We start from the raw sequence: 19,910 nt of genomic DNA, 5'->3' as shown, positions 1-19,910 counted from the left end.
CACTAACAGCGCTTTATATAAGGAGAGGAATTACGGGCAAAAAAAAGGGCCTGAAGAACGAGTCTTCAAGCCCTCAAAAAGGTGAGAGGTGTCTAGTCCCTCAGCCTGGTGAGCGGTGCAACAAACGCTTAGGCCTTCAGCGGGACCAAGCGTGGGGCAATCATGTTTTCCGGGCGCAGGATGTCGTCGAGCATGGCGTCGTCGAGCAAGCCTTCTTCACGCACCAGTTCCAGCACGCCGCGCCCGCTTTCAAGAGCGATACGTGCAATGCGGGTGGCGTTTTCATAGCCGATGTACGGGTTCAGCGCGGTGACCAGGCCGATGGAGTGTTCCACCAGTTCGCGGCAGCGGGCTTCGTTGGCGGTGATACCGACGATGCAGTGCTCGCGCAGCATGTCCATGGCGCGTTGCAGCAGGCGGATCGAGTCGAAGATCTTGAAGGCGATCAGCGGCTCCATCACGTTCAACTGCAGTTGGCCGCCTTCGGCTGCCATGGTCAGGGCCAGGTCGTTACCGATGACTTGGAACGCTACTTGGTTGACCGCTTCCGGGATTACCGGGTTGACCTTGCCGGGCATGATCGAGCTGCCTGGCTGGCGAGCCGGCAGGTTGATCTCGTTGATGCCGGTGCGTGGCCCGCTGGACAGCAGGCGCAGGTCGTTGCAGATCTTCGACAGCTTCACGGCAGTACGCTTGAGCATGCCGGAGAACAGTACGAAAGCGCCCATGTCGGAGGTGGCTTCGATCAAGTCGGCCGCCGGTACCAGCGGCTGGCCGCTGATGGTAGCCAGGCGTTGTACGGCCAGGGCCTGGTAGCGCGGGTCGGCGTTGATGCCGGTACCGATGGCGGTGCCGCCCAGGTTCACTTCGGTCAGCAGCTCTGGCGCCAGGGTTTTCAGGCGGGCCAGGTCTTCACCCAGGGTGGTGGCGAAGGCGCGGAATTCCTGGCCGAGGGTCATCGGCACGGCGTCTTGCAACTGGGTGCGGCCCATTTTCAGCACATGGCTGAACTCGGCACCTTTGGCGGCGAACGCCTGGATCAGGCTGTCGAGGCTGGCCAGCAGCGCGTCATGGCCCAGCAGCAGACCCAGGCGGATGGCGGTCGGGTAGGCGTCGTTGGTCGACTGCGCCATGTTCACGTCGTTGTTGGGGTGCAGGTACTGGTATTCGCCCTTCTGGTGACCCATGGCCTCCAGCGCGATGTTGGCGATGACTTCGTTGGCATTCATGTTGGTTGAAGTGCCGGCGCCGCCTTGAATCATGTCCACCACGAACTCTTCGTGGAAATCGCCGCGGATCAGACGAGCACAGGCTTCGCTGATGGCCGCGTGCTTGGCTTCGCTGAGCTGGCCCAACTCGCGGTTGGCGTCAGCCGCTGCTTGCTTGACCATTGCCAGACCGACCACCAATTTCGGGTAATGCGAAATCGGAACGCCCGAGAGACGGAAGTTATTCACCGCTCGCAGGGTCTGGATGCCGTAATACGCTTGAGCCGGTACTTCGAGTACGCCAAGCAGGTCTTTTTCGGTACGGAAAGATGCAGCAGAGGACATGACGGAAATCATCTCAATATGGACCCGGAACTGGCCGGAACGCTGCGAATGCTAGGCTTGTAGAACTTTTTGGGCCAATGCTGTTAAACACTGGCCTATGCACAAACGGCATAATGTGGATGTGACCCGGTTATCTTGGCGGGCGTGTGTGCCAAAATGGTGCATTCCGTGGGAGGCAGTGATGAACCTTGAGAGCAAGTGGTTGGAAGACTTCAGCGCCCTGGCGGCGACGCGCAGTTTTTCCCAGGCGGCTGAGCGGCGCTTTGTCACCCAGCCGGCGTTCAGTCGGCGTATCCGCAGCCTGGAAGCCGCGTTGGGGCTGACGCTGGTCAACCGTTCACGCACGCCGGTGGAACTGACGGCGGCCGGGCAGTTGTTTCTAGTGACGGCGCGCACGGTGGTCGAACAGCTGGGCGAAGTGCTGCGCCATTTGCATCACCTGGAAGGCGGGCAGGGCGAAGTCATGCAAGTGGCGGCCGCCCATTCCCTGGCCTTGGGGTTCTTCCCACGCTGGATCGCGCAGTTGCGCAACGAAGGGCTGAACATCGCCACGCGGCTGGTGGCCACCAACGTCGGCGACGCCGTGCACGCCCTGCGCGAAGGCGGTTGCGACCTGATGCTGGCGTTCTATGACCCGGACGCGGCGATGCAAATGGACGCCGAGATTTTCCCGTCGCTCCATCTGGGCAACACCGAAATGCTCCCGGTGTGCGCCGCCGATGCCGAGGGCAAGCCGCTGTTCGACCTGGAGGGCGAGGGCAGCGTGCCGCTGCTGGCCTACAGCGCCGGCGCGTTCTTGGGCCGCTCGGTGAATTTGCTGCTGCGCCAGAGGGCTCTGCGCTTTACCACCATCTATGAAACCGCCATGGCCGACAGCCTCAAGAGCATGGCGCTCGAAGGCTTGGGTATCGCCTGGGTGCCGCAGTTGAGCGTACGTGCAGAGTTGGCACGTGGCGAACTGGTGGTGTGCGGCGGGCCGCAATGGCATGTGCCGCTGGAGATTCGCTTGTATCGCTGCGCGTTGGTGCGCAAGGCGAATGTGCGGTTGTTGTGGAGGAAGCTGGAAGGTGGGGCGGCGCAAGGCGCTTGAGCCCAGCGCAGGACACATGTGGGAGCTGGCTTGCCTGCGATAGCGGTGTGTCAGCTAACCTATTTTGCACTGATCCACTGCTATCGCAGGCAAGCCAGCTCCCACAGGATTTCGTGGTGTTTTCGCTGACTCTTAAGTCAATAAAACCGCCACTTTGCGCCGCTAGACAGATGGTCATGCCAGGGGCTGTTTATCTGGATTATTACGGTATACTGCGCGGCCTTCGGCCGGTCCAACCGGCCTTAATTCGTACACCAAGCCACGCCGGATTTCCTGCGTGGCTTGTTGTTTTTTGACGCGCCTGCGGGCGCCCAGAGAGAAGAGGCACGACGATGAGTGCATTGGTTGGCGTGATCATGGGCTCCAAGTCCGATTGGTCCACCCTTAGCCACACCGCCGATATGCTGGAAAAACTCGGCATTCCGTACGAAGTGAAGGTGGTCTCCGCCCACCGCACCCCGGATTTGCTGTTCCAGTATGCCGATGAAGCAGAATCCCGTGGCATCGAGGTGATCATCGCCGGTGCCGGCGGCGCGGCGCACTTGCCTGGCATGTGTGCGGCCAAGACTCACCTGCCCGTGCTTGGCGTGCCGGTGCAGTCTTCGATGCTCTCGGGCGTGGATTCGCTGTTGTCCATCGTGCAGATGCCGGCCGGCATCCCGGTGGCAACCCTGGCGATCGGCAAGGCCGGCGCGATCAACGCAGCTCTGCTGTCCGCCAGCATCCTGGGCGCCAAGCACCCGCAGTTTCATGCGGTGCTGAAAAAATTCCGTGCTGAGCAGACAGACAGCGTGCTGGACAATCCAGACCCACGCATTGCCTGAGGTTGTTATTGATGAAGATCGGTGTAATCGGTGGCGGCCAACTGGGCCGCATGCTGGCTTTGGCGGGTACGCCGCTGGGGATGAACTTCGCTTTCCTGGACCCGGCGCCGGACGCCTGCGCTGCGGCCCTGGGTGAACACCTGCGCGCTGACTACAGCGACCCGGACCACCTGCGCCAACTGGCCGATGAAGTTGACCTGGTGACCTTCGAATTCGAAAGCGTCCCGGCCGAAACCGTGGCCTTCCTGTCGCAGTTCGTGCCGGTGTACCCGAGCGCCGAAGCCTTGCGCATCGCTCGCGACCGCTGGTTCGAAAAGAGCATGTTCAAGGACCTGGGCATTCCGACACCCGCTTTCGCCGATATCCAGTCCCAGGCCGACCTGGACGCCGCAGTCGCCAGCATCGGCCTGCCGGCGGTGTTGAAAACCCGCACCCTGGGTTACGACGGCAAGGGCCAGAAAGTCCTGCGCACCGCCGCCGATGTGGTCGGTACCTTTGCCGAGCTGGGCAGCGTCGCCTGCCTGCTGGAAGGCTTTGTGCCGTTCACCGGCGAAGTCTCGCTGATCGCCGTGCGTGCCCGCGATGGCGAAACCCGCTTTTACCCGTTGGTGCACAACACCCACGTCAACGGCATCCTGAAAGTGTCGGTAGCCAGCACTGACCACCCGTTGCAGGCCCTGGCCGAAGATTATTCCAGCCGCGTCCTCAAGCAACTGGATTATGTCGGCGTGATGGCGTTCGAGTTCTTTGAAGTCGACGGTGGCCTGAAGGCCAACGAAATCGCCCCGCGTGTGCACAACTCCGGGCACTGGACCACCGAAGGCGCCGAGTGCAGCCAGTTCGAAAACCACCTGCGGGCGGTGGCGGGCTTGCCGTTGGGCTCCACGGCCAAGATCGGCGAGAGCGCCATGCTCAACTTCATCGGTTCTGTGCCGCCGGTAGAGCGCGTGATGGCGATCGACGATTGCCACGTGCATCACTACGGCAAGGCCTTCAAGGCCGGGCGCAAGGTCGGCCACGCCAACCTGCGTTGCAAGGACCGTGCGACGTTGCAGGCGCAGATCCTCAAGGTTGAAGCGCTGATCGCCGAACAATAAGCCTGTCCCTGGCGGGAACCATTGGGGTTCTGCGTCTCTCTGATTGCAGGATGCCAAAGCCTGACTAGGCTTTGGCATGACTCATACCAATCAGAGGGAAATGCCATGGGTATCATCGGAACCATCTTTATCGGCTTGATCGTCGGCCTGCTGGCGCGCTTCCTCAAGCCTGGCGACGACAGCATGGGCTGGATCATGACCATCCTGCTGGGTATCGCCGGTTCCCTGGCCGCGACCTACGGCGGTCAGGCCCTGGGGATCTACCAGGCAGGCCAGGGCGCAGGCTTCATCGGCGCGCTGGTAGGTGCCATCGTGTTGCTGGTGATCTACGGCCTGGTCAAAAAGAAGTAATCAGCCGACAAAGTCCTCTGCGCTGCGCAGGCGCAGAGGGCTAGAATGCTCGGCACTTGTATTTGCCGAGCCTCTCCATGCGCCGTCTTCTGTTAACGCTTCTTCTGCTGGGCTCTGGCCTGGCGCACGCTGGCGAACTGCCGGAAACCGACTGGCTCGACCTGATGCCGCTGTCGGATCAGAAAGCCCTCGAGGCCATGCCCGAGATCGACCACAACTCCCCCGAAGCCCAAGGCACGTTCACCGAAAAAGGTGGCCTGAAGCAGAGCAAGGGCTTGCCTGCGGTGATGTATTCCACCAAGACCGTGGCGGCCATGAACGGCAAGAATATCCGCATTGGCGGCTATCCGGTGCCGCTTGAAACGGACGCCAAGGGCCGCAGCACGTTGTTCTTCCTGGTGCCTTACCCGGGTGCCTGCATACACGTGCCGCCACCGCCGCCCAACCAACTGGTGCTGGTGCGCTATCCCAAGGGGCTGAAGCTGGATGATATCTACACGCCGCTGTGGGTCACGGGCACGTTGAAGGTGGAGAAGGTCAATAACGACTTGGCGGATGCCGCGTATGCGCTGGAGGCGGGGAAGGTGCGGGTAGTAAAGGAATCTGATCTCTAACGGGTGCTACCAATCTCTGTGGGAGCTGGCTTGCCTGCGATAGCTGCGCCTCGGTATTCCTGACACACCGAGTTGCCTGCATCGCAGGCAAGCCAGCTCCCACATTTGATTGGGTTTACAAGGCCAGGGCCGTGACGCTCACGCCCAAGGTGTGGCTTTCGCCGGGCGCCAGGTTCACCACATCGTCCAGCACGTTGGCCGTCTCGATGCACAACATACCCTGCCAGCCGTCATCGGCCATATCGTCGAAAGCCTTGGCGCGTTCGGTCCAGGGGTTCCAGACCACGGTGGATGTCGAGCCTTCGCTGGTGAGTTGGATACGGCGCTGCCAGTCGCTATCAACGATATTCAACTGTGCAGGCGTATTCAGGTAGATGCGGTCTGTTTCGACGCTGAATTGCAGCAGCCCGGCTTGCTGCTTCTCGGCCCAGCCGTCGGCGGTGTCGATGTAATTCACGCCATCCAGGCCCTCGACCTGCACCTTGCGCACATCGCTCACGGCGAAATAGGTGTGCAATGCCTGGCTGAGGGTCACGGTGTCGGTGCCACGGTTGTGACTGGTCAGGCGGATATGCAGTTGGTCGTCCAGCAGCAGGCTCAGCGTCAGGTCTACCTGATGGGGCCAGCCTGGAAAGCCGCCCGCCGGCACCGGCAATACCAGGTCCACTCGCAGTGTCTGGCCGTCGAGTTCGGTGGCGGCCAGTTCCCAACGCGCGGTGCGCACAAAACCGTGGGCGCCAGCGGGCTGATCGCTCTGGCGCATGGCTTTGACGCTTTGCGGGTTGCGGTCGAACACCCCAAACCACGGCCAGCACACCGGTACGCCGGTACGAATGCCTTTGCCCTGCTTGAACACGGCCTCAGGGTTCGGCCAGATCAGTGGCTGCTCGCCCTCGCGCTGGTAACTGAAGATATGCGCACCCTGTTGGGCCACCATCAACTCGGCGCCGTTGTGGCGGATGCGCCAGCAGTCCAGCTCGTCGATTTTTACCGTCTCAACGTGGGGCGTAGGCATGACAAAGCTCTCTTAGTGGCAGGCAATGGGGCAATTGACCGTTAAAACCCGGCGAGGTTTAACGCGCCCGTGACGGTACCGAGCGCGTGCGGCCGCTGCCATCGATGGCGACGAACACAAATACGGCTTCGGTCACCTTGCGCCATTCGCTGGACAACGGATCGTCGCTCCACACTTCGACCATCATCTGGATCGAGCTGCGGCCGATTTCCAGGGCCTGGGTATAGAAGGAAAGCTGCGCACCCACGGCCACCGGCACCAGGAACGCCATGCGATCAATGGCCACGGTGGCCACGCGCCCACCGGCGACCTTGCTGGCCATTGCCGTGCCGGCCAGGTCCATCTGCGCGACCAGCCAGCCGCCAAAGATATCGCCAAAACCGTTGGTTTCACGCGGAAGCGCGGTGATTTGCAGGGCGAGATCGCCTTGCGGGATAGGATCTTCTTGTTCGAGTTCGATCATGCCGAGGGTGCCTCTGACCCGTGACGCTTCATGGGTATTTCAAGTGGATAGCCGTCTTCTTAGAAAAACGTTTCAGCACCAACATACACCGCTCGATGCGTTTCTCGTAAGGCGAACTAAAGGGAAACTCTGCCAAATCGGCTGGATGGCATCCAACAACGTTTTGGCACAGCAGCCCCTCAAGACAGCGGGTCAGGCGCTTGCACGGGCGAGTATATCTAGACCCTGGCGCCACGACGACCTCCGCACGCTCATTTGGTCGGTAAATAGAGGCTGTATCGGAGCTTTTGCGCGCAACTGTGCTCCTGGCGCTGTGCTTTTTCGGGCGATTTGCTATCTTGCCAAACCCGCCGCAAGTCACGGGCGTGCAGTCCTTTACGATGATTACTATAAGAGAAGCCTTGCCATGTCCTCCGTGCCCGCAAGCAGTGCGCAACCCTCGCGCCCGCTGACCCGCAACGACTACAAAACCCTGTCGCTGTCTGCCCTGGGTGGAGCGCTGGAGTTCTACGACTTCATCATCTTCGTGTTTTTCGCCACCGTGGTCGGGAAACTGTTCTTCCCTGTCGACATGCCAGAATGGTTGCGCATGATGCAGACCTTCGGCATCTTCGCCGCCGGCTACCTGGCGCGCCCCTTGGGCGGCATCATCATGGCGCACTTTGGTGACCTGCTGGGGCGCAAGAAGATGTTCACCCTGAGCATCTTCATGATGGCCGTGCCGACCCTGATCATGGGCCTGCTGCCGACCTACGCACAGATCGGCCTGTGGGCGCCGGTCCTGTTGCTGCTGATGCGCATCATCCAGGGCGCGGCGATTGGCGGCGAGGTGCCGGGCGCCTGGGTGTTCGTCTCCGAACACGTCCCGCCGCGCCACATCGGCTATGCCTGCGGCACCCTGACCAGCGGTCTCACCGCCGGTATTCTGCTGGGCTCGTTGGTGGCTACCGCCATTAATAGCGCCTATACACCGGAACAGGTCTCTGATTACGCCTGGCGGATTCCTTTCCTGCTTGGCGGCGTATTCGGCTTGCTGTCGGTGTACCTGCGTCGCTGGCTGCATGAAACCCCGATCTTCGCCGAGATGCAGCAACGCAAGAGCCTGGCCGCTGAACTGCCCTTGCGCGCCGTGTTGCGCGATCACCGTGGCGCCATTGTGCTGTCGATGCTGCTGACCTGGCTGTTGTCGGCCGGCGTGGTGGTAGTCATCCTGATGACCCCGACCGTGTTGCAAACCATCTATCACTTCAGCCCTACGGTTGCGCTGCAAGCCAATAGTCTGGCCATCGTGACCCTGAGCCTGGGTTGCATCGCCTCGGGTGCGCTGGCCGACCGTTTTGGCGCAGGTCGCGTGCTGGTCACAGGTTGCGCACTGCTGCTGGCGACTTCCTGGACGCTGTATCACAGCCTGATGGCCCACCCGGACTGGCTGTTCCCGTTGTATGCCTTGACTGGCCTGTTTGTCGGCACCATCGGCGTGGTGCCCTACGTGATGGTCAAAGCCTTCCCGCCGGTGGTGCGCTTCAGCGGTCTGTCGTTCTCCTACAACGTTGCTTATGCCGTGTTCGGCGGGTTGACGCCCTTGGCGGTGTCGCTGCTGATGAAGGAGAGCCCGATGGGCCCGGCTTACTATGTGGCTGTCCTGTGTGTGATGGGGATGCTAGTGGGCGGGTATCTGTGGAAACGCGGTCGCTGAAGCCTGCACATTCAGATAGTGGCCTTTCATCTAATTGTCATATTTCAGACATAGAGTGTTCACACGGCCTGCCGATACTTGGCCCCGATCCAATTATCCCTATCTGCTAGGAGCAAGGCATGAAACTGAAACGTTTGATGGCGGCAATGACTTTTGTCGCTGCTGGCGTTGCGACCGCCAACGCGGTGGCCGCTGGTGTTGATCCGGCAATCCCGGCTTACGTCAAGACCACTGGTGTGTCGGGCAACCTGTCCAGCGTCGGTTCCGATACCCTGGCTAACCTGATGACCTTGTGGGCCGAGGGTTACAAAAAGGAATACCCGAACGTCAACATCCAGATTCAAGCTGCCGGCTCTGCCACTGCGCCACCTGCGTTGACTGAAGGCACCTCCAACCTGGGCCCGATGAGCCGCAAGATGAAGGACACCGAATTGGCGGCCTTCGAGCAGAAGTACGGCTACAAGCCAACCGCTATCCCGGTTGCCGTGGATGCCCTGGCGGTATTTGTGCACAAGGACAACCCGATCCAGCACCTGACCATGGAACAGGTCGATGCGATCTTCTCCTCGACGCGTCTGTGCGGCGCCAAGGCCGATGTGAAAACCTGGGGCGACCTGGGCGTGACCGGCGACCTGGCCAACAAGCCAGTGCAACTGTTCGGGCGTAACTCGGTATCCGGCACCTACGGCTACTTCAAGGAAGAAGCCCTGTGCAAAGGCGACTACAAGCCAAACGTGAACGAACAACCGGGCTCGGCTTCGGTCGTGCAGTCGATCAGCTCCTCGCTGAACGGCATCGGTTACTCGGGCATCGGCTACAAGACCGCCAGCGTGAAGACCGTGGCCCTGGCCAAGAAAGGCAGCACTGATTTCATCGAAGACAGCGAAGAAAACGCCCTGAACGGCAAGTACCCGCTGTCGCGTTTCCTCTACGTTTATGTCAACAAAGCCCCGAACAAGCCACTGGCGCCGCTGGAAGCTGAGTTCGTGAAACTGGTGCTGTCCAAGCAGGGCCAGGAAGTGGTGGTCAAAGACGGCTACATCCCACTGCCAGCCAAAGTCGCCGCCAAGGCCCTGGCTGACCTGGGTTTGAAAGAAGGCAACTAAGTAGCTGGGCCGGGTAAAACCGGCCCTTCTGTAGGAGCGAGCTTGCTCGCGAAAGACGATAGGGCACCGCCTTTATTCAGAAACGGCGCGTTATCGTCAACGATCTTCGCGAGCAAGCTCGCTCCTACAGAACTCCTAATTTTTTATCCGCTGCCAGCCCTGCTTCGCGGCGGATTTGTTGCGTCACTGCACTGTCATCTTTCTGTCATACAGGATCGCTAGGGTGTGCGCATGAATGATCTGGCCAATTCCACCATGACGACGACTTCCCCTCCCAAGCGCATTGATTTCAATACGCCTGAGCTGCAACGCAAGCGCCGCATCCGCGCGCTCAAGGACCGCTTCACCCGTTGGTATGTGCTGGTCGGCGGCCTCGCCGTGTTGGCTGCCATTACCCTGATCTTCTTCTTTCTCGCCTACGTGGTTGCGCCGCTGTTCCAGGGCGCCTCGTTGACCAAGGAAGACGCGTTGACGCCGGCCTGGATGCAGGACGCCGGCAAGCCGTTGATGATCTCCCTCGAAGAACAGAACCAAGTCGCCATGCGGGTTTCCGACACGGGCCAGGCGCTGTTCTTCGCCGTGGACACCGGTGCCGAGCTCAAGCGTGTCGACCTGCCGCTTCCGGCCGGTACCAGCGTTGCTGCCATTGGTGAAGACCAGCCGGGCAGCCCGCTGGTGATCCTCGGCTTGTCCAATGGCCAGTCTTTGGTGTTCCGCCACACCTATAAGGTGTCGTACCCAGACGGCAAGAAGACCATCACCCCTGCGATCGAATACCCCTACGGCGAAACGCCGATCGTGCTCGATGACGCCGGTCGCCCGCTGGAACACGTCGCACTCAACGCCACCGACACCTCCCTGGTGGTGGCAGGTTCCGCCGGTTCGCACTTGAACGTGCTGACCCTGAGCCGCGAAGAAAACATGATGACAGGTGAGGTCTCCAGCGAGCAGAAGCGCGTCGAGCTGCCGCAGATGACCGAGCCGGTGAAGGCGATCTTCATCGACCCACGCCAGCAGTGGTTGTATGTGATCAACGGCCGTGCCCTGGCCGACGTGTTTAGCCTGCGCGACAAGAGCCTCAACGGTCGCTACAAACTGCTGGAAGACGCCGACACGGAAATCACCGCCAGCACCCAGTTGGTCGGCGGCATCTCGCTGATCCTGGGTAACTCCAAAGGCGGCCTGGCCCAGTGGTTCATGGCCCGCGACCCCGATGGCGAACAGCGCCTCAAGCAGATCCGCACCTTCCAGATGGGCACTGCGCCCGTCGTCGAAATCAGCGCTGAAGAGCGCCGCAAAGGCTTCACCGCCCTGGATGCTGCTGGCCAGTTCGGCGTATTCCACAGCACCGCCCACCGCACCTTGCTGGTGGACCCGGTGGTCGACGGCCAAGGCCTGTTCGGCATGTCGCCACGGGCCAACCGTGTGATCGTCGAGGCGGGTGGCAAGTTGCAACCGTTGTTGCTCGATAACCCGCACCCGGAAGTGTCGTGGAGCGCGTTGTGGAGCAAGGTCTGGTACGAAAACTACGACGAGCCTAAATACGTCTGGCAATCCACTGCCGCCAACACTGATTTTGAACCCAAGATGAGCCTGGCCCCGCTGACCTTCGGTACCTTGAAGGCCGCGTTCTACGCCATGTTGCTTGCGGCGCCACTGGCGGTTGCCGCAGCGATCTACACCGCTTACTTCATGGCACCGAGCCTGCGCCGCAAGGTCAAGCCGGTGATCGAGCTGATGGAAGCCATGCCGACGGTGATCCTCGGCTTCTTCGCCGGCCTGTTCCTGGCGCCGTATGTGGAAGGGCACCTGCCGGGCATTTTCAGCCTGTTGATGCTGTTGCCGATTGGCATCCTGGTCGCAGGTTTTGTCTTCAGCCGCTTGCCTGAGTCGATCCGCCTGCGTGTTCCCGATGGTTGGGAAAGCGCGATCCTGATCCCGGTGATCCTGTTCGTGGGCTGGCTCTCGCTGTACATGAGCCCGTACCTGGAAACCTGGTTCTTCGGCGGTGACATGCGCATGTGGATCTCCCACGATCTGGGCATTACCTACGACCAGCGCAACGCGTTGGTGGTCGGCCTGGCCATGGGTTTTGCCGTGATCCCGAACATCTACTCCATCGCCGAAGACGCCGTGTTCAGCGTGCCGCGCGGCCTGACCCTGGGCTCCCTGGCCCTGGGTGCCACGCCGTGGCAGACCATGACCCGCGTGGTCATCCTCACCGCCAGCCCGGGCATCTTCTCGGCGCTGATGATCGGCATGGGCCGCGCCGTGGGCGAGACCATGATCGTGCTGATGGCCACCGGCAACACCCCGGTAATGGAGATGAACCTGTTCGAGGGCCTGCGTACCCTGGCGGCCAACGTTGCGGTGGAGATGCCCGAGTCGGAAGTGGGCGGCAGTCATTACCGCGTGCTGTTCCTCTCGGCGCTGGTGCTGCTGTTGTTCACCTTCATCATGAACACCCTCGCCGAGCTGATTCGTCAGCGTCTGCGCAAGAAATACTCGTCGCTTTAAGAAAGGTAGAAGTCTGTGAAACAGAACTCCCTGAATGGATGGTTCAAGAGCGGCGCTCCCGGCGTCTGGATCAGCGGTGGCGCGGTGTCCATCGCGGTCATCATGACCATTGGTTTGCTGGCTGTGATTGCGGTGCGGGGCCTGGGCCATTTCTGGCCGGCCGACCTGATCCAGGCCAACTACAACGTGCCAGGCCAGGCCAACCACATCGTGATCGGCGAAGTGGTGCAGAAAGAAGAAGTGCCGCGTGAGCGCCTGAAAAGCGCGGGCCTGCCGGTGCCAGACCAAGGCCCCGAATTCATGACTCGCGAGCTGATCAAGGTCGGCAACCGCGACCTGAACGGCAACGACTTCACCTGGATCGTCGGCGAGTGGCTGAAGGACCAGACCAAGCCTGCGAACCTGATGGCCATCGAGCGTCGTGAGTGGGGCAACTTCTACGGCACCTTGGTCAACGTCAAGCAGGATGGCAAGGTGATTGCCGAAGGCGAGGCCGCGTGGCCGGAGCTGCAAGCCCGCGTGGACCGCGTGAACAAGCTCGCCGCTCAGCTCAAGACCTTGGAAAAATCCGATATTGGCGCGATCAACGCAGGGCTGGAGCGCATTCGCTTGCATGGTCGCAAACTGGAACTGGAAGGCAAGCTCGACGCAGCCGCCCAGGCCGACATGGACGCCGACCGCGCCGAGCTGAACGCCCGCTACCAGGACATCGAAGCGCGCCTGGCCGACCTGCACGCCCAATTCAACCGCGACGCCCTCACGGCGCGTGACGGCAACGGCAAGGAAGTGGAAATCGGCATCGGCAAAGTGGTGCACGCCTACCAGCCGAACGCCATGGGCACGATGACCAAGATCGGCTTCTACTTCAGCAAGGTCTGGGAATTCTTAAGCGATGACCCACGGGAAGCCAACACCGAAGGCGGGATCTTCCCGGCCATCTTCGGCACCGTGATGATGACCCTGATCATGGCAATGATCGTGACCCCGTTTGGCGTACTGGCCGCGGTGTACCTGCGTGAGTACGCCAAGCAGAACACCTTGACGCGCATCATCCGCATCGCCGTGAACAACCTGGCCGGCGTACCGGCCATCGTCTACGGCGTGTTCGGCCTGGGCTTCTTCGTGTATGTATTGGGGGGCTCGGTCGACCGTCTGTTCTTCGCTGAAGCGCTGCCTGCGCCGACCTTCGGCACGCCGGGGCTGCTCTGGGCCTCGCTGACCCTGGCGCTGCTGGCGGTGCCGGTGGTGATCGTGGCCACCGAAGAAGGCTTGGCGCGGATTCCTCGCACCGTGCGTGAAGGTTCCCTGGCACTCGGCGCGACCAAGGCAGAAACGCTGTGGAAGATCGTGCTGCCGATGGCCAGCCCGGCGATGATGACCGGCATGATCCTCGCCGTGGCCCGTGCCGCGGGTGAGGTGGCACCGCTGATGCTGGTGGGTGTAGTGAAGCTGGCGCCGTCGCTGCCGCTGGATGGCAACTACCCGTACCTGCACCTGGACCAGAAGATCATGCACCTGGGCTTCCATATTTATGACGTCGGCTTCCAGAGCCCCAACGTCGAAGCCGCACGGCCACTGGTGTACGCCACCGCCTTGCTGCTGGTACTGGTGATTGCCACGCTCAACCTGTCGGCGGTGTGGATTCGTAACCACCTGCGCGAAAAATACAAAGCGCTGGACAGCTAAAGCTATTAGCTACAAGCGGCAAGCTACAAGCTACAAGCCGCTTTTGCTCAAATCTTGCAGCTTGCAGCTAAAAGCTTGCAGCTACGAACGGAGTGAGACCATGCAGCACGAAACCCAATCCCACGGCATCAACATGTCTGCCCTGGGTCGCGACAAGCAGAGCCTGAGCCTGGCCCAGGAAACCGTGGCCATCGAAGTCCCCGGCCTGAGCCTGTACTACGGCGACAAGCAGGCGCTGTTCGATGTCAGCATGAACATCCCCAAGCAACGCGTGACCGCCTTTATCGGCCCGTCGGGCTGCGGCAAGTCCACGTTGTTGCGTACCTTCAACCGCATGAATGACCTGGTGGACGGTTGCCGCGTGGAAGGTGCGATCAACCTCTACGGCACCAATATCTACCGCAAGGGCGAAGACGTGGCCGAGCTGCGTCGCCGCGTGGGCATGGTGTTCCAGAAGCCCAACCCGTTCCCCAAGACCATCTACGAAAACGTGGTCTACGGCCTGCGTATCCAGGGCATCAACAAGAAACGCATCCTCGACGAAGCCGTTGAATGGGCGCTCAAGGGCGCGGCATTGTGGGACGAGGTCAAGGACCGCCTGCACGAATCGGCACTCGGCTTGTCCGGCGGCCAGCAGCAGCGTCTGGTGATCGCCCGTACCATCGCCGTAGAGCCGGAAGTGTTGCTGCTCGACGAACCGTGCTCGGCCCTCGACCCGATCTCCACCTTGAAAGTCGAAGAGCTGATCTACGAGCTCAAGTCCAAGTTCACCATCGTCATCGTGACCCACAACATGCAACAGGCGGCGCGGGTTTCCGACTACACCGCGTTCATGTACATGGGCAAGCTGGTGGAGTTCGGCGATACCGACACCCTGTTCACCAATCCGGCGAAGAAGCAGACCGAAGACTACATCACCGGTCGCTATGGCTAGTTGGAGCAGCTGCAAGCCGCAAGTTTCAAGTGGCAAGTAAGAGCAGTTCAACGGAACGACACACATCAGCTTGCAGCTTGTAGCTTGCGGCTTACAGCTTTTGCGGAGCAACCCCATGATTAGCAAAGAAGGCCTTACCCACCACATCTCTGCGCAGTTCAATGCCGAGCTTGAGGAAGTGCGCAGCCACCTCCTGGCGATGGGCGGGCTGGTGGAGAAGCAAGTCAACGATGCGGTCACCGCGCTGATCGAGGCCGACTCGGGCCTGGCCCAGCAGGTGCGTGAGATTGATGAGCAGATCAACCAGATGGAACGCAATATCGACGAAGAGTGCCTGCGCATTCTTGCCCGCCGCCAGCCGGCGGCCTCGGACCTGCGTTTGATCATCAGCATTTCCAAGTCGGTGATCGACCTGGAGCGCATCGGTGACGAAGCCACCAAGATTGCCCGCCGCGCCATCCAGCTGTGCGAGGAGGGTGAAGCCCCTCGTGGCTACGTGGAAGTGCGCCATATCGGCGACCAGGTGCGCAACATGGTGCGTGATGCTCTCGACGCCTTCGCCCGCTTTGACGCCGAACTGGCGTTGTCGGTGGCGCAGTACGACAAAATCATCGACCGCGAATACAAGACCGCGCTGCGCGAGCTGGCCACTTACATGATGGAAGACCCGCGCTCGATCTCGCGGGTCTTGAACATCATTTGGGTGCTGCGTTCCCTGGAGCGTATCGGCGACCATGCGCGCAATATCTCGGAACTGGTGATTTATCTGGTGCGCGGCACCGACGTGCGGCACATGGGCCTCAAGCGCATGAAAGCCGAAGTTGAAGGGACTGCTGATCTAATCCCTAATGTTTCGGGCGAATCTGACGATAAGTAAGGTTGCCCGAGAAATTAACGCCCGGCCTCTGGCCGGGCGTTTTCGTTTGTGGCATCTGAATTTTTTGCACAGCAGGCGCCATAAAGTCCTTCTGTGACCCGCGAGTTTTGGCAAAATGCCATCAGTCAGGCGTTTTGCATGCCGCCGTTTTTATAGGATGAAGGGTCGATGAGTAAAGTCAGTGTGTTGGTGGTGGATGACGCCTCGTTTATTCGCGACCTGGTGAAGAAGTGCCTGCGCAATTACTTCCCCGGAATCAAGATCGAAGATGCGGTGAACGGCAAAAAGGCGCAATCCATCCTGATGCGCGAAACCTTCGACCTGGTGCTGTGCGACTGGGAAATGCCGGAAATGTCCGGCATTGAGCTGTTGACCTGGTGCCGCGAGCAAGCGCACCTGAAGGCCATGCCGTTCGTGATGGTGACCAGCCGTGGCGACAAGGAAAACGTGGTGCAGGCCATCCAGGCAGGCGTTTCCGGCTACGTGAGCAAGCCGTTCACCAACGAGCAGTTGCTGAACAAGGTCAAGCAGGCCCTGCACAAGATCGGTCGCCTCGATGCGCTGATTGCCAGCGCGCCGACCAAGATGAACTCAGCCTTTGGCAACGACTCGCTGAGCGCCCTGACCGGCGGCAAACCCGAAGCGGTCAAGCCGGCCCCGGTGGCGGCGCCCAGCAAAGGCCTGCTCAACACCCCGCCCGTGAAGGCCCCCACAGCAGCGGCGCCGGCTGGCAGTCGCGGTCAGGGCCAGTTGCGCCTCGCAAGCGGCACCCAGCAATGTGTGATCAAGGCCCTGAGCATCAAGGAAGCGTTGCTGGTGGTAAAGCGTGGCGAGGTCCTGCCTCAGGTGCTGGAAAGCGCCGTGCTCGACCTTGAGCAGGGCGACAACGCCGAAGTCGCACGGCTCAACGGCTACCTGCACGCCATCGTCGCCTACGAGCCCAAGCCCGACAGCGACTGGTTGCAACTGACCTTCCGCTTTATCGATCAGGATGCGCAGAAGCTGGACTACATTTCCCGCCTGATCGCCCGTGGCACGGCGCAGAAGCATTTCGTGCCGGGCGCGTAAAGCGCTGCCCCCTGTAGGAGCGAGCTTGCTCGCGAAAAACGTCAACGATAACGCGTGCTTCCTGAATAAACCCGGCGCCTGTGCGTTTTTCGCGAGCAAGCTCGCTCCTACAGGAGGCGCCCGGTCCACAGTCAGTCCAGCAACAGCACCTTGGCCAACACGATCTTCGGCCCTTTCATCTTCTTGATGATGATCCGCAAGCCTTCAACTTCCAGCACTTCTTCCTCTTCCGGCACGCGCTTGAGCGTGTCGTAGATCAGGCCGGCCAGGGTTTCGGCTTCGATGTGGTCCAGGTCGACGCCCAGCAGGCGCTCCACCTTGAACAACGGCGTGTCGCCACGTACCAGCAATTTGCCGGGCTGGTAGGCGAGGATGCCGCGCTCGGCCTTGCGGTGTTCGTCCTGGATATCGCCCACCAGTACTTCCAGCACGTCTTCCATGGTCAGGTAGCCGATGATCTTGCCGTCGGCTTCTTCCACCAGGGCGAAGTGCGCGCCGCCTTTGCGGAACTGCTCCAGCAGTTGCGACAACGGCATATGCCGCGATACGCGTTCCAGCGGGCGGGTCAATTCGGCCAGGTTGAACGATTCGGGGATATGGTCCAGGGCCGCCAGCTCCAGCAGCAAATCCTTGATGTGCAGCAACCCGACAAACTCGTTGCGCACCGCGTCATACACCGGGTAACGGCTGAATTTATGACGACGGAACAGCGCGAGGATTTCCTTGAGCGGGGCGTTGAAGTCCAGGGTCACCAGGTCTTCCCGGGAGTTGGCCCAGTCCACTACTTCCAGCTCGCCCATTTCCACGGCGGAGGCCAGTACGCGCATGCCTTGGTCGCTGGGGTCCTGGCCACGGCTGGAGTGCAGGATCAGCTTGAGTTCTTCGCGGCTGTAATGGTGCTCATGGTGCGGGCCAGGCTCGCCTTGGCCAGCGATGCGCAAAATGGCGTTGGCACTGGCGTTGAGCAGGTAGATGGCCGGGTACATCGCCCAGTAGAACAGGTACAGCGGCACGGCCGTCCACAGCGACAGCAGCTCGGGTTTGCGGATCGCCCAGGATTTGGGGGCCAACTCACCGACCACGATGTGCAGGTAGGAAATCACGAAGAAGGCGGCAAAGAACGACACGCCTTTGATCACTTCCGGCGACTGCACGCCGACCGCGCCCAGCATCGGCTCGAGGATGTGCGCAAAGGCCGGTTCACCGACCCAGCCCAGGCCCAGGGACGCCAGGGTGATACCCAGCTGGCAAGCCGACAGGTAGGCGTCGAGCTGGCTGTGCACGGTACGCAGGATCTGCCCGCGCCAGCCGTTTTTGTGGGCGATGGCCTCGACGCGGGTGGCGCGCAGTTTGACCATGGCAAATTCCGCTGCAACGAAGAAACCGTTGAGCAGTACCAGGATCAGTGCAAAGAGAATCATGCCGAAATCGGCGAAGAGTGTCGCGAGGGTAATGCCAGGGGAAGGGTCCATGATGGGGTTTTGCAGGTTCCGTGTGTTCAATAAGGGGTGACAGGTGGGCCTGAAAGGCAGGCACAAGTCGGCCAATGTAGCGGCTGACGGGGCGCTTGCCTAGTGCCCGCTGCCGGGCGGGGCTGCAAAGTCGTGTCGCAGCTCCCACAGTAGGCCGTGCTCACTTCAACTTAATCATCGGCCTCGACTGCTTGCGAACGGCTTACCTGCGCCGGCGGAAAATGGCAGGTAAAGGTACTGCCATGCCCCAGCACGCTGCTGATTTCCAGGCGGGCCCGATGGCGCAACAGCACATGCTTGACGATGGCCAGGCCCAGCCCGGTGCCGCCGGTGTTGGAGTTGCGGCTGGAGTCGACGCGGTAGAAACGCTCGGTCAGGCGCGGCAGGTGCTTGGCGTCGATACCGATACCCGAGTCCTGCACACTCAGGTGCGCGCCATGCTCGTCGGCCCACCAGCGAATGCGGATATTGCCCTTGTCCTGGGTGTACTTCACCGCGTTGAACACCAGGTTGGAGAATGCGCTGCGCAATTCGCCTTCGCTGCCCTTGAGCAATACGGTTGGGTCGGCCTCCAGCGTGATCTGCTGCCCACGTTCGCCCGAGAGGGCCTGGGCATCGTTCTTGATCGTCTGCAACAGGCTCTGCACGGCCACGGGGTGGTTGTCCGAGGGGTAGTCCGTGGCTTCAAGCTTGGCCAGCAACAGCAGGTCGTTGAGCAGGGTCTGCATGCGTGAGCCTTGCTGCTGCATCTGCTGCAGGGCGCGGCTCCAGCGCGGGTTGATCTCGTCGACATTGTCCAGCAACGTCTCCAGGTAGCCGCAGATCACCGTCAACGGTGTACGCAGCTCATGGGAAACGTTGGCGACGAAGTCTTTGCGCATCTGTTCCAGCTGATGGATACGGGTCACGTCACGCACCAGCATCAAGTGTTCGTTGTTGCCGTAGCGGGTCAGGTACAGCTGGATGCGCACGCGGTCGTTGGTGGGCGAGGGGATTTCCAGGGCTTCTTCGTAGTTGTCCTGCTCGAAGTATTCCTTGAAGCGTGGGTGACGCACCAGGTTGGTCACCGGCTGGCCGCTGTCCTGGGGCGTCTTGAGGCCCAGCAGGGTCTCGGCGGCGCGGTTCCACCACTCCAGGTTGCCGTCGCTGTCGAGCATGATCACCGCGTCCTTGAGCGCGGCGGTGGACTCCTGCACCCGGTCGATCACCGCTTGCAGGCGCCCGCGTACCCGTTGGTCGCGGCGTTGCAGGTGGTAGATGCTGTCAAATACCTCGCCCCACAGGCCGTAGCCATCGGGCGGTGCTTCGTCGGGTTTGTGTTGGCGCAGCCATTCATGCAGGCGCAGCAACTGCTTGAGGGTCCAGCCCAGGTACAAGGCAATGCCCGCGGCCAGGCTCCAGCCGTAGTAGCCGCTGACCAGCCCCACCAGCAGGCAGCCGGTGACCAGCAAGAGCATGTGGCGGATCAGGGTGCCATGCCAGTTTTGGTTCAAGGTGCGTCCTTCGGAGCAGTTTCAAGTTTCAAGCTGCAAGCTCCAAGCTTAAGC

The 19,910-nt window shown here is 61.1% G+C and carries 17 protein-coding genes; 12 read left to right on the top strand and 5 right to left on the bottom strand.

What is annotated here, in order from left to right; translation table 11 throughout:
- Nucleotides 1-128 precede the first annotated feature (128 nt).
- The gene (gene aspA / locus DK871_RS00655; RefSeq protein ID WP_003195657.1) at nt 129-1,553 is read right to left on the bottom strand and encodes an aspartate ammonia-lyase; all 1,425 of its coding nucleotides are present in this window, start codon (nt 1,551-1,553) and stop codon (nt 129-131) included.
- Nucleotides 1,554-1,734: 181 nt separating this feature from the next.
- Here aspA and DK871_RS00650 point away from each other — a divergent pair, with 181 nt between their 5' ends.
- The 5 genes from DK871_RS00650 (at nt 1,735) to DK871_RS00630 (ending at nt 5,529) form a co-directional block, all read left to right on the top strand.
- A complete protein-coding gene (locus DK871_RS00650; protein ID WP_161903649.1) occupies nt 1,735-2,643 on the top strand; it encodes a LysR substrate-binding domain-containing protein in 909 nt (302 codons plus the stop codon).
- Nucleotides 2,644-2,975: 332 nt separating this feature from the next.
- Nucleotides 2,976-3,467, top strand: coding sequence for a 5-(carboxyamino)imidazole ribonucleotide mutase (gene purE / locus DK871_RS00645; RefSeq protein WP_003195648.1), 492 nt, complete (start codon nt 2,976-2,978; stop codon nt 3,465-3,467).
- Nucleotides 3,468-3,478: 11 nt separating this feature from the next.
- On the top strand, nt 3,479-4,564 hold the full coding sequence (locus tag DK871_RS00640) for a 5-(carboxyamino)imidazole ribonucleotide synthase (protein ID WP_161903648.1): 1,086 nt from the start codon (nt 3,479-3,481) through the stop codon (nt 4,562-4,564).
- Nucleotides 4,565-4,669: 105 nt separating this feature from the next.
- On the top strand, nt 4,670-4,915 hold the full coding sequence (locus DK871_RS00635; protein WP_003195642.1) for a GlsB/YeaQ/YmgE family stress response membrane protein: 246 nt from the start codon (nt 4,670-4,672) through the stop codon (nt 4,913-4,915).
- A gap of 77 nt (nt 4,916-4,992) precedes the next feature.
- Complete coding sequence (locus DK871_RS00630; RefSeq protein ID WP_003195640.1) at nt 4,993-5,529, top strand: DUF3299 domain-containing protein; 537 nt, start codon at nt 4,993-4,995, stop codon at nt 5,527-5,529.
- A 115-nt stretch (nt 5,530-5,644) separates the two neighbouring features.
- Here DK871_RS00630 and DK871_RS00625 read toward each other — a convergent pair whose 3' ends face one another.
- Complete coding sequence (locus DK871_RS00625) at nt 5,645-6,544, bottom strand: D-hexose-6-phosphate mutarotase (protein WP_161903647.1); 900 nt, start codon at nt 6,542-6,544, stop codon at nt 5,645-5,647.
- 58 nt (nt 6,545-6,602) lie between these two features.
- Nucleotides 6,603-7,007 (bottom strand): acyl-CoA thioesterase, encoded by a 405-nt coding sequence (locus DK871_RS00620; protein WP_003176975.1) that lies wholly within the window; start codon nt 7,005-7,007, stop codon nt 6,603-6,605.
- A gap of 406 nt (nt 7,008-7,413) precedes the next feature.
- On the opposite strand from DK871_RS00620, the gene DK871_RS00615 reads away from it, so the two are divergent.
- From DK871_RS00615 to DK871_RS00585, 7 genes are all read left to right on the top strand, one after another.
- Nucleotides 7,414-8,703, top strand: a complete 1,290-nt coding sequence (locus DK871_RS00615; protein WP_034129128.1) for an MFS transporter — start codon at nt 7,414-7,416, stop codon at nt 8,701-8,703.
- Nucleotides 8,704-8,822: 119 nt separating this feature from the next.
- The gene (locus tag DK871_RS00610; protein ID WP_017135798.1) at nt 8,823-9,809 is read left to right on the top strand and encodes a phosphate ABC transporter substrate-binding protein PstS; all 987 of its coding nucleotides are present in this window, start codon (nt 8,823-8,825) and stop codon (nt 9,807-9,809) included.
- A gap of 483 nt (nt 9,810-10,292) precedes the next feature.
- Entirely contained in the window at nt 10,293-12,326 is a 2,034-nt protein-coding gene (locus tag DK871_RS00605; RefSeq protein WP_178116017.1) for an ABC transporter permease subunit, read from the top strand.
- Nucleotides 12,327-12,341: 15 nt separating this feature from the next.
- Nucleotides 12,342-14,012 (top strand): phosphate ABC transporter permease PstA, encoded by a 1,671-nt coding sequence (gene pstA, locus DK871_RS00600; protein WP_078466300.1) that lies wholly within the window; start codon nt 12,342-12,344, stop codon nt 14,010-14,012.
- Between the two features lie 100 nt (nt 14,013-14,112).
- A complete protein-coding gene (gene pstB / locus DK871_RS00595; protein WP_003195626.1) occupies nt 14,113-14,946 on the top strand; it encodes a phosphate ABC transporter ATP-binding protein PstB in 834 nt (277 codons plus the stop codon).
- A gap of 115 nt (nt 14,947-15,061) precedes the next feature.
- The gene (gene phoU / locus DK871_RS00590) at nt 15,062-15,823 is read left to right on the top strand and encodes a phosphate signaling complex protein PhoU (RefSeq protein WP_003195624.1); all 762 of its coding nucleotides are present in this window, start codon (nt 15,062-15,064) and stop codon (nt 15,821-15,823) included.
- A gap of 168 nt (nt 15,824-15,991) precedes the next feature.
- Nucleotides 15,992-16,891, top strand: a complete 900-nt coding sequence (locus DK871_RS00585) for a response regulator (protein ID WP_161903645.1) — start codon at nt 15,992-15,994, stop codon at nt 16,889-16,891.
- 131 nt (nt 16,892-17,022) lie between these two features.
- Here the strand turns inward: DK871_RS00585 and DK871_RS00580 are convergent, their stop codons facing one another.
- Together DK871_RS00580 and phoR are read right to left on the bottom strand one after the other, a co-directional pair.
- The gene (locus DK871_RS00580; RefSeq protein ID WP_003195620.1) at nt 17,023-18,363 is read right to left on the bottom strand and encodes a hemolysin family protein; all 1,341 of its coding nucleotides are present in this window, start codon (nt 18,361-18,363) and stop codon (nt 17,023-17,025) included.
- Nucleotides 18,364-18,533: 170 nt separating this feature from the next.
- Nucleotides 18,534-19,820 (bottom strand): phosphate regulon sensor histidine kinase PhoR, encoded by a 1,287-nt coding sequence (gene phoR, locus DK871_RS00575; RefSeq protein WP_256677356.1) that lies wholly within the window; start codon nt 19,818-19,820, stop codon nt 18,534-18,536.
- Between the last annotated feature and the right edge of the window lie 90 nt (nt 19,821-19,910).

This window comes from Pseudomonas sp. L13 (assembly GCF_009935965.1).
In the GTDB taxonomy this organism is placed as follows: domain Bacteria; phylum Pseudomonadota; class Gammaproteobacteria; order Pseudomonadales; family Pseudomonadaceae; genus Aquipseudomonas; species Aquipseudomonas lactis.
This window is presented reverse-complemented; position numbering and strand designations above follow the sequence as displayed.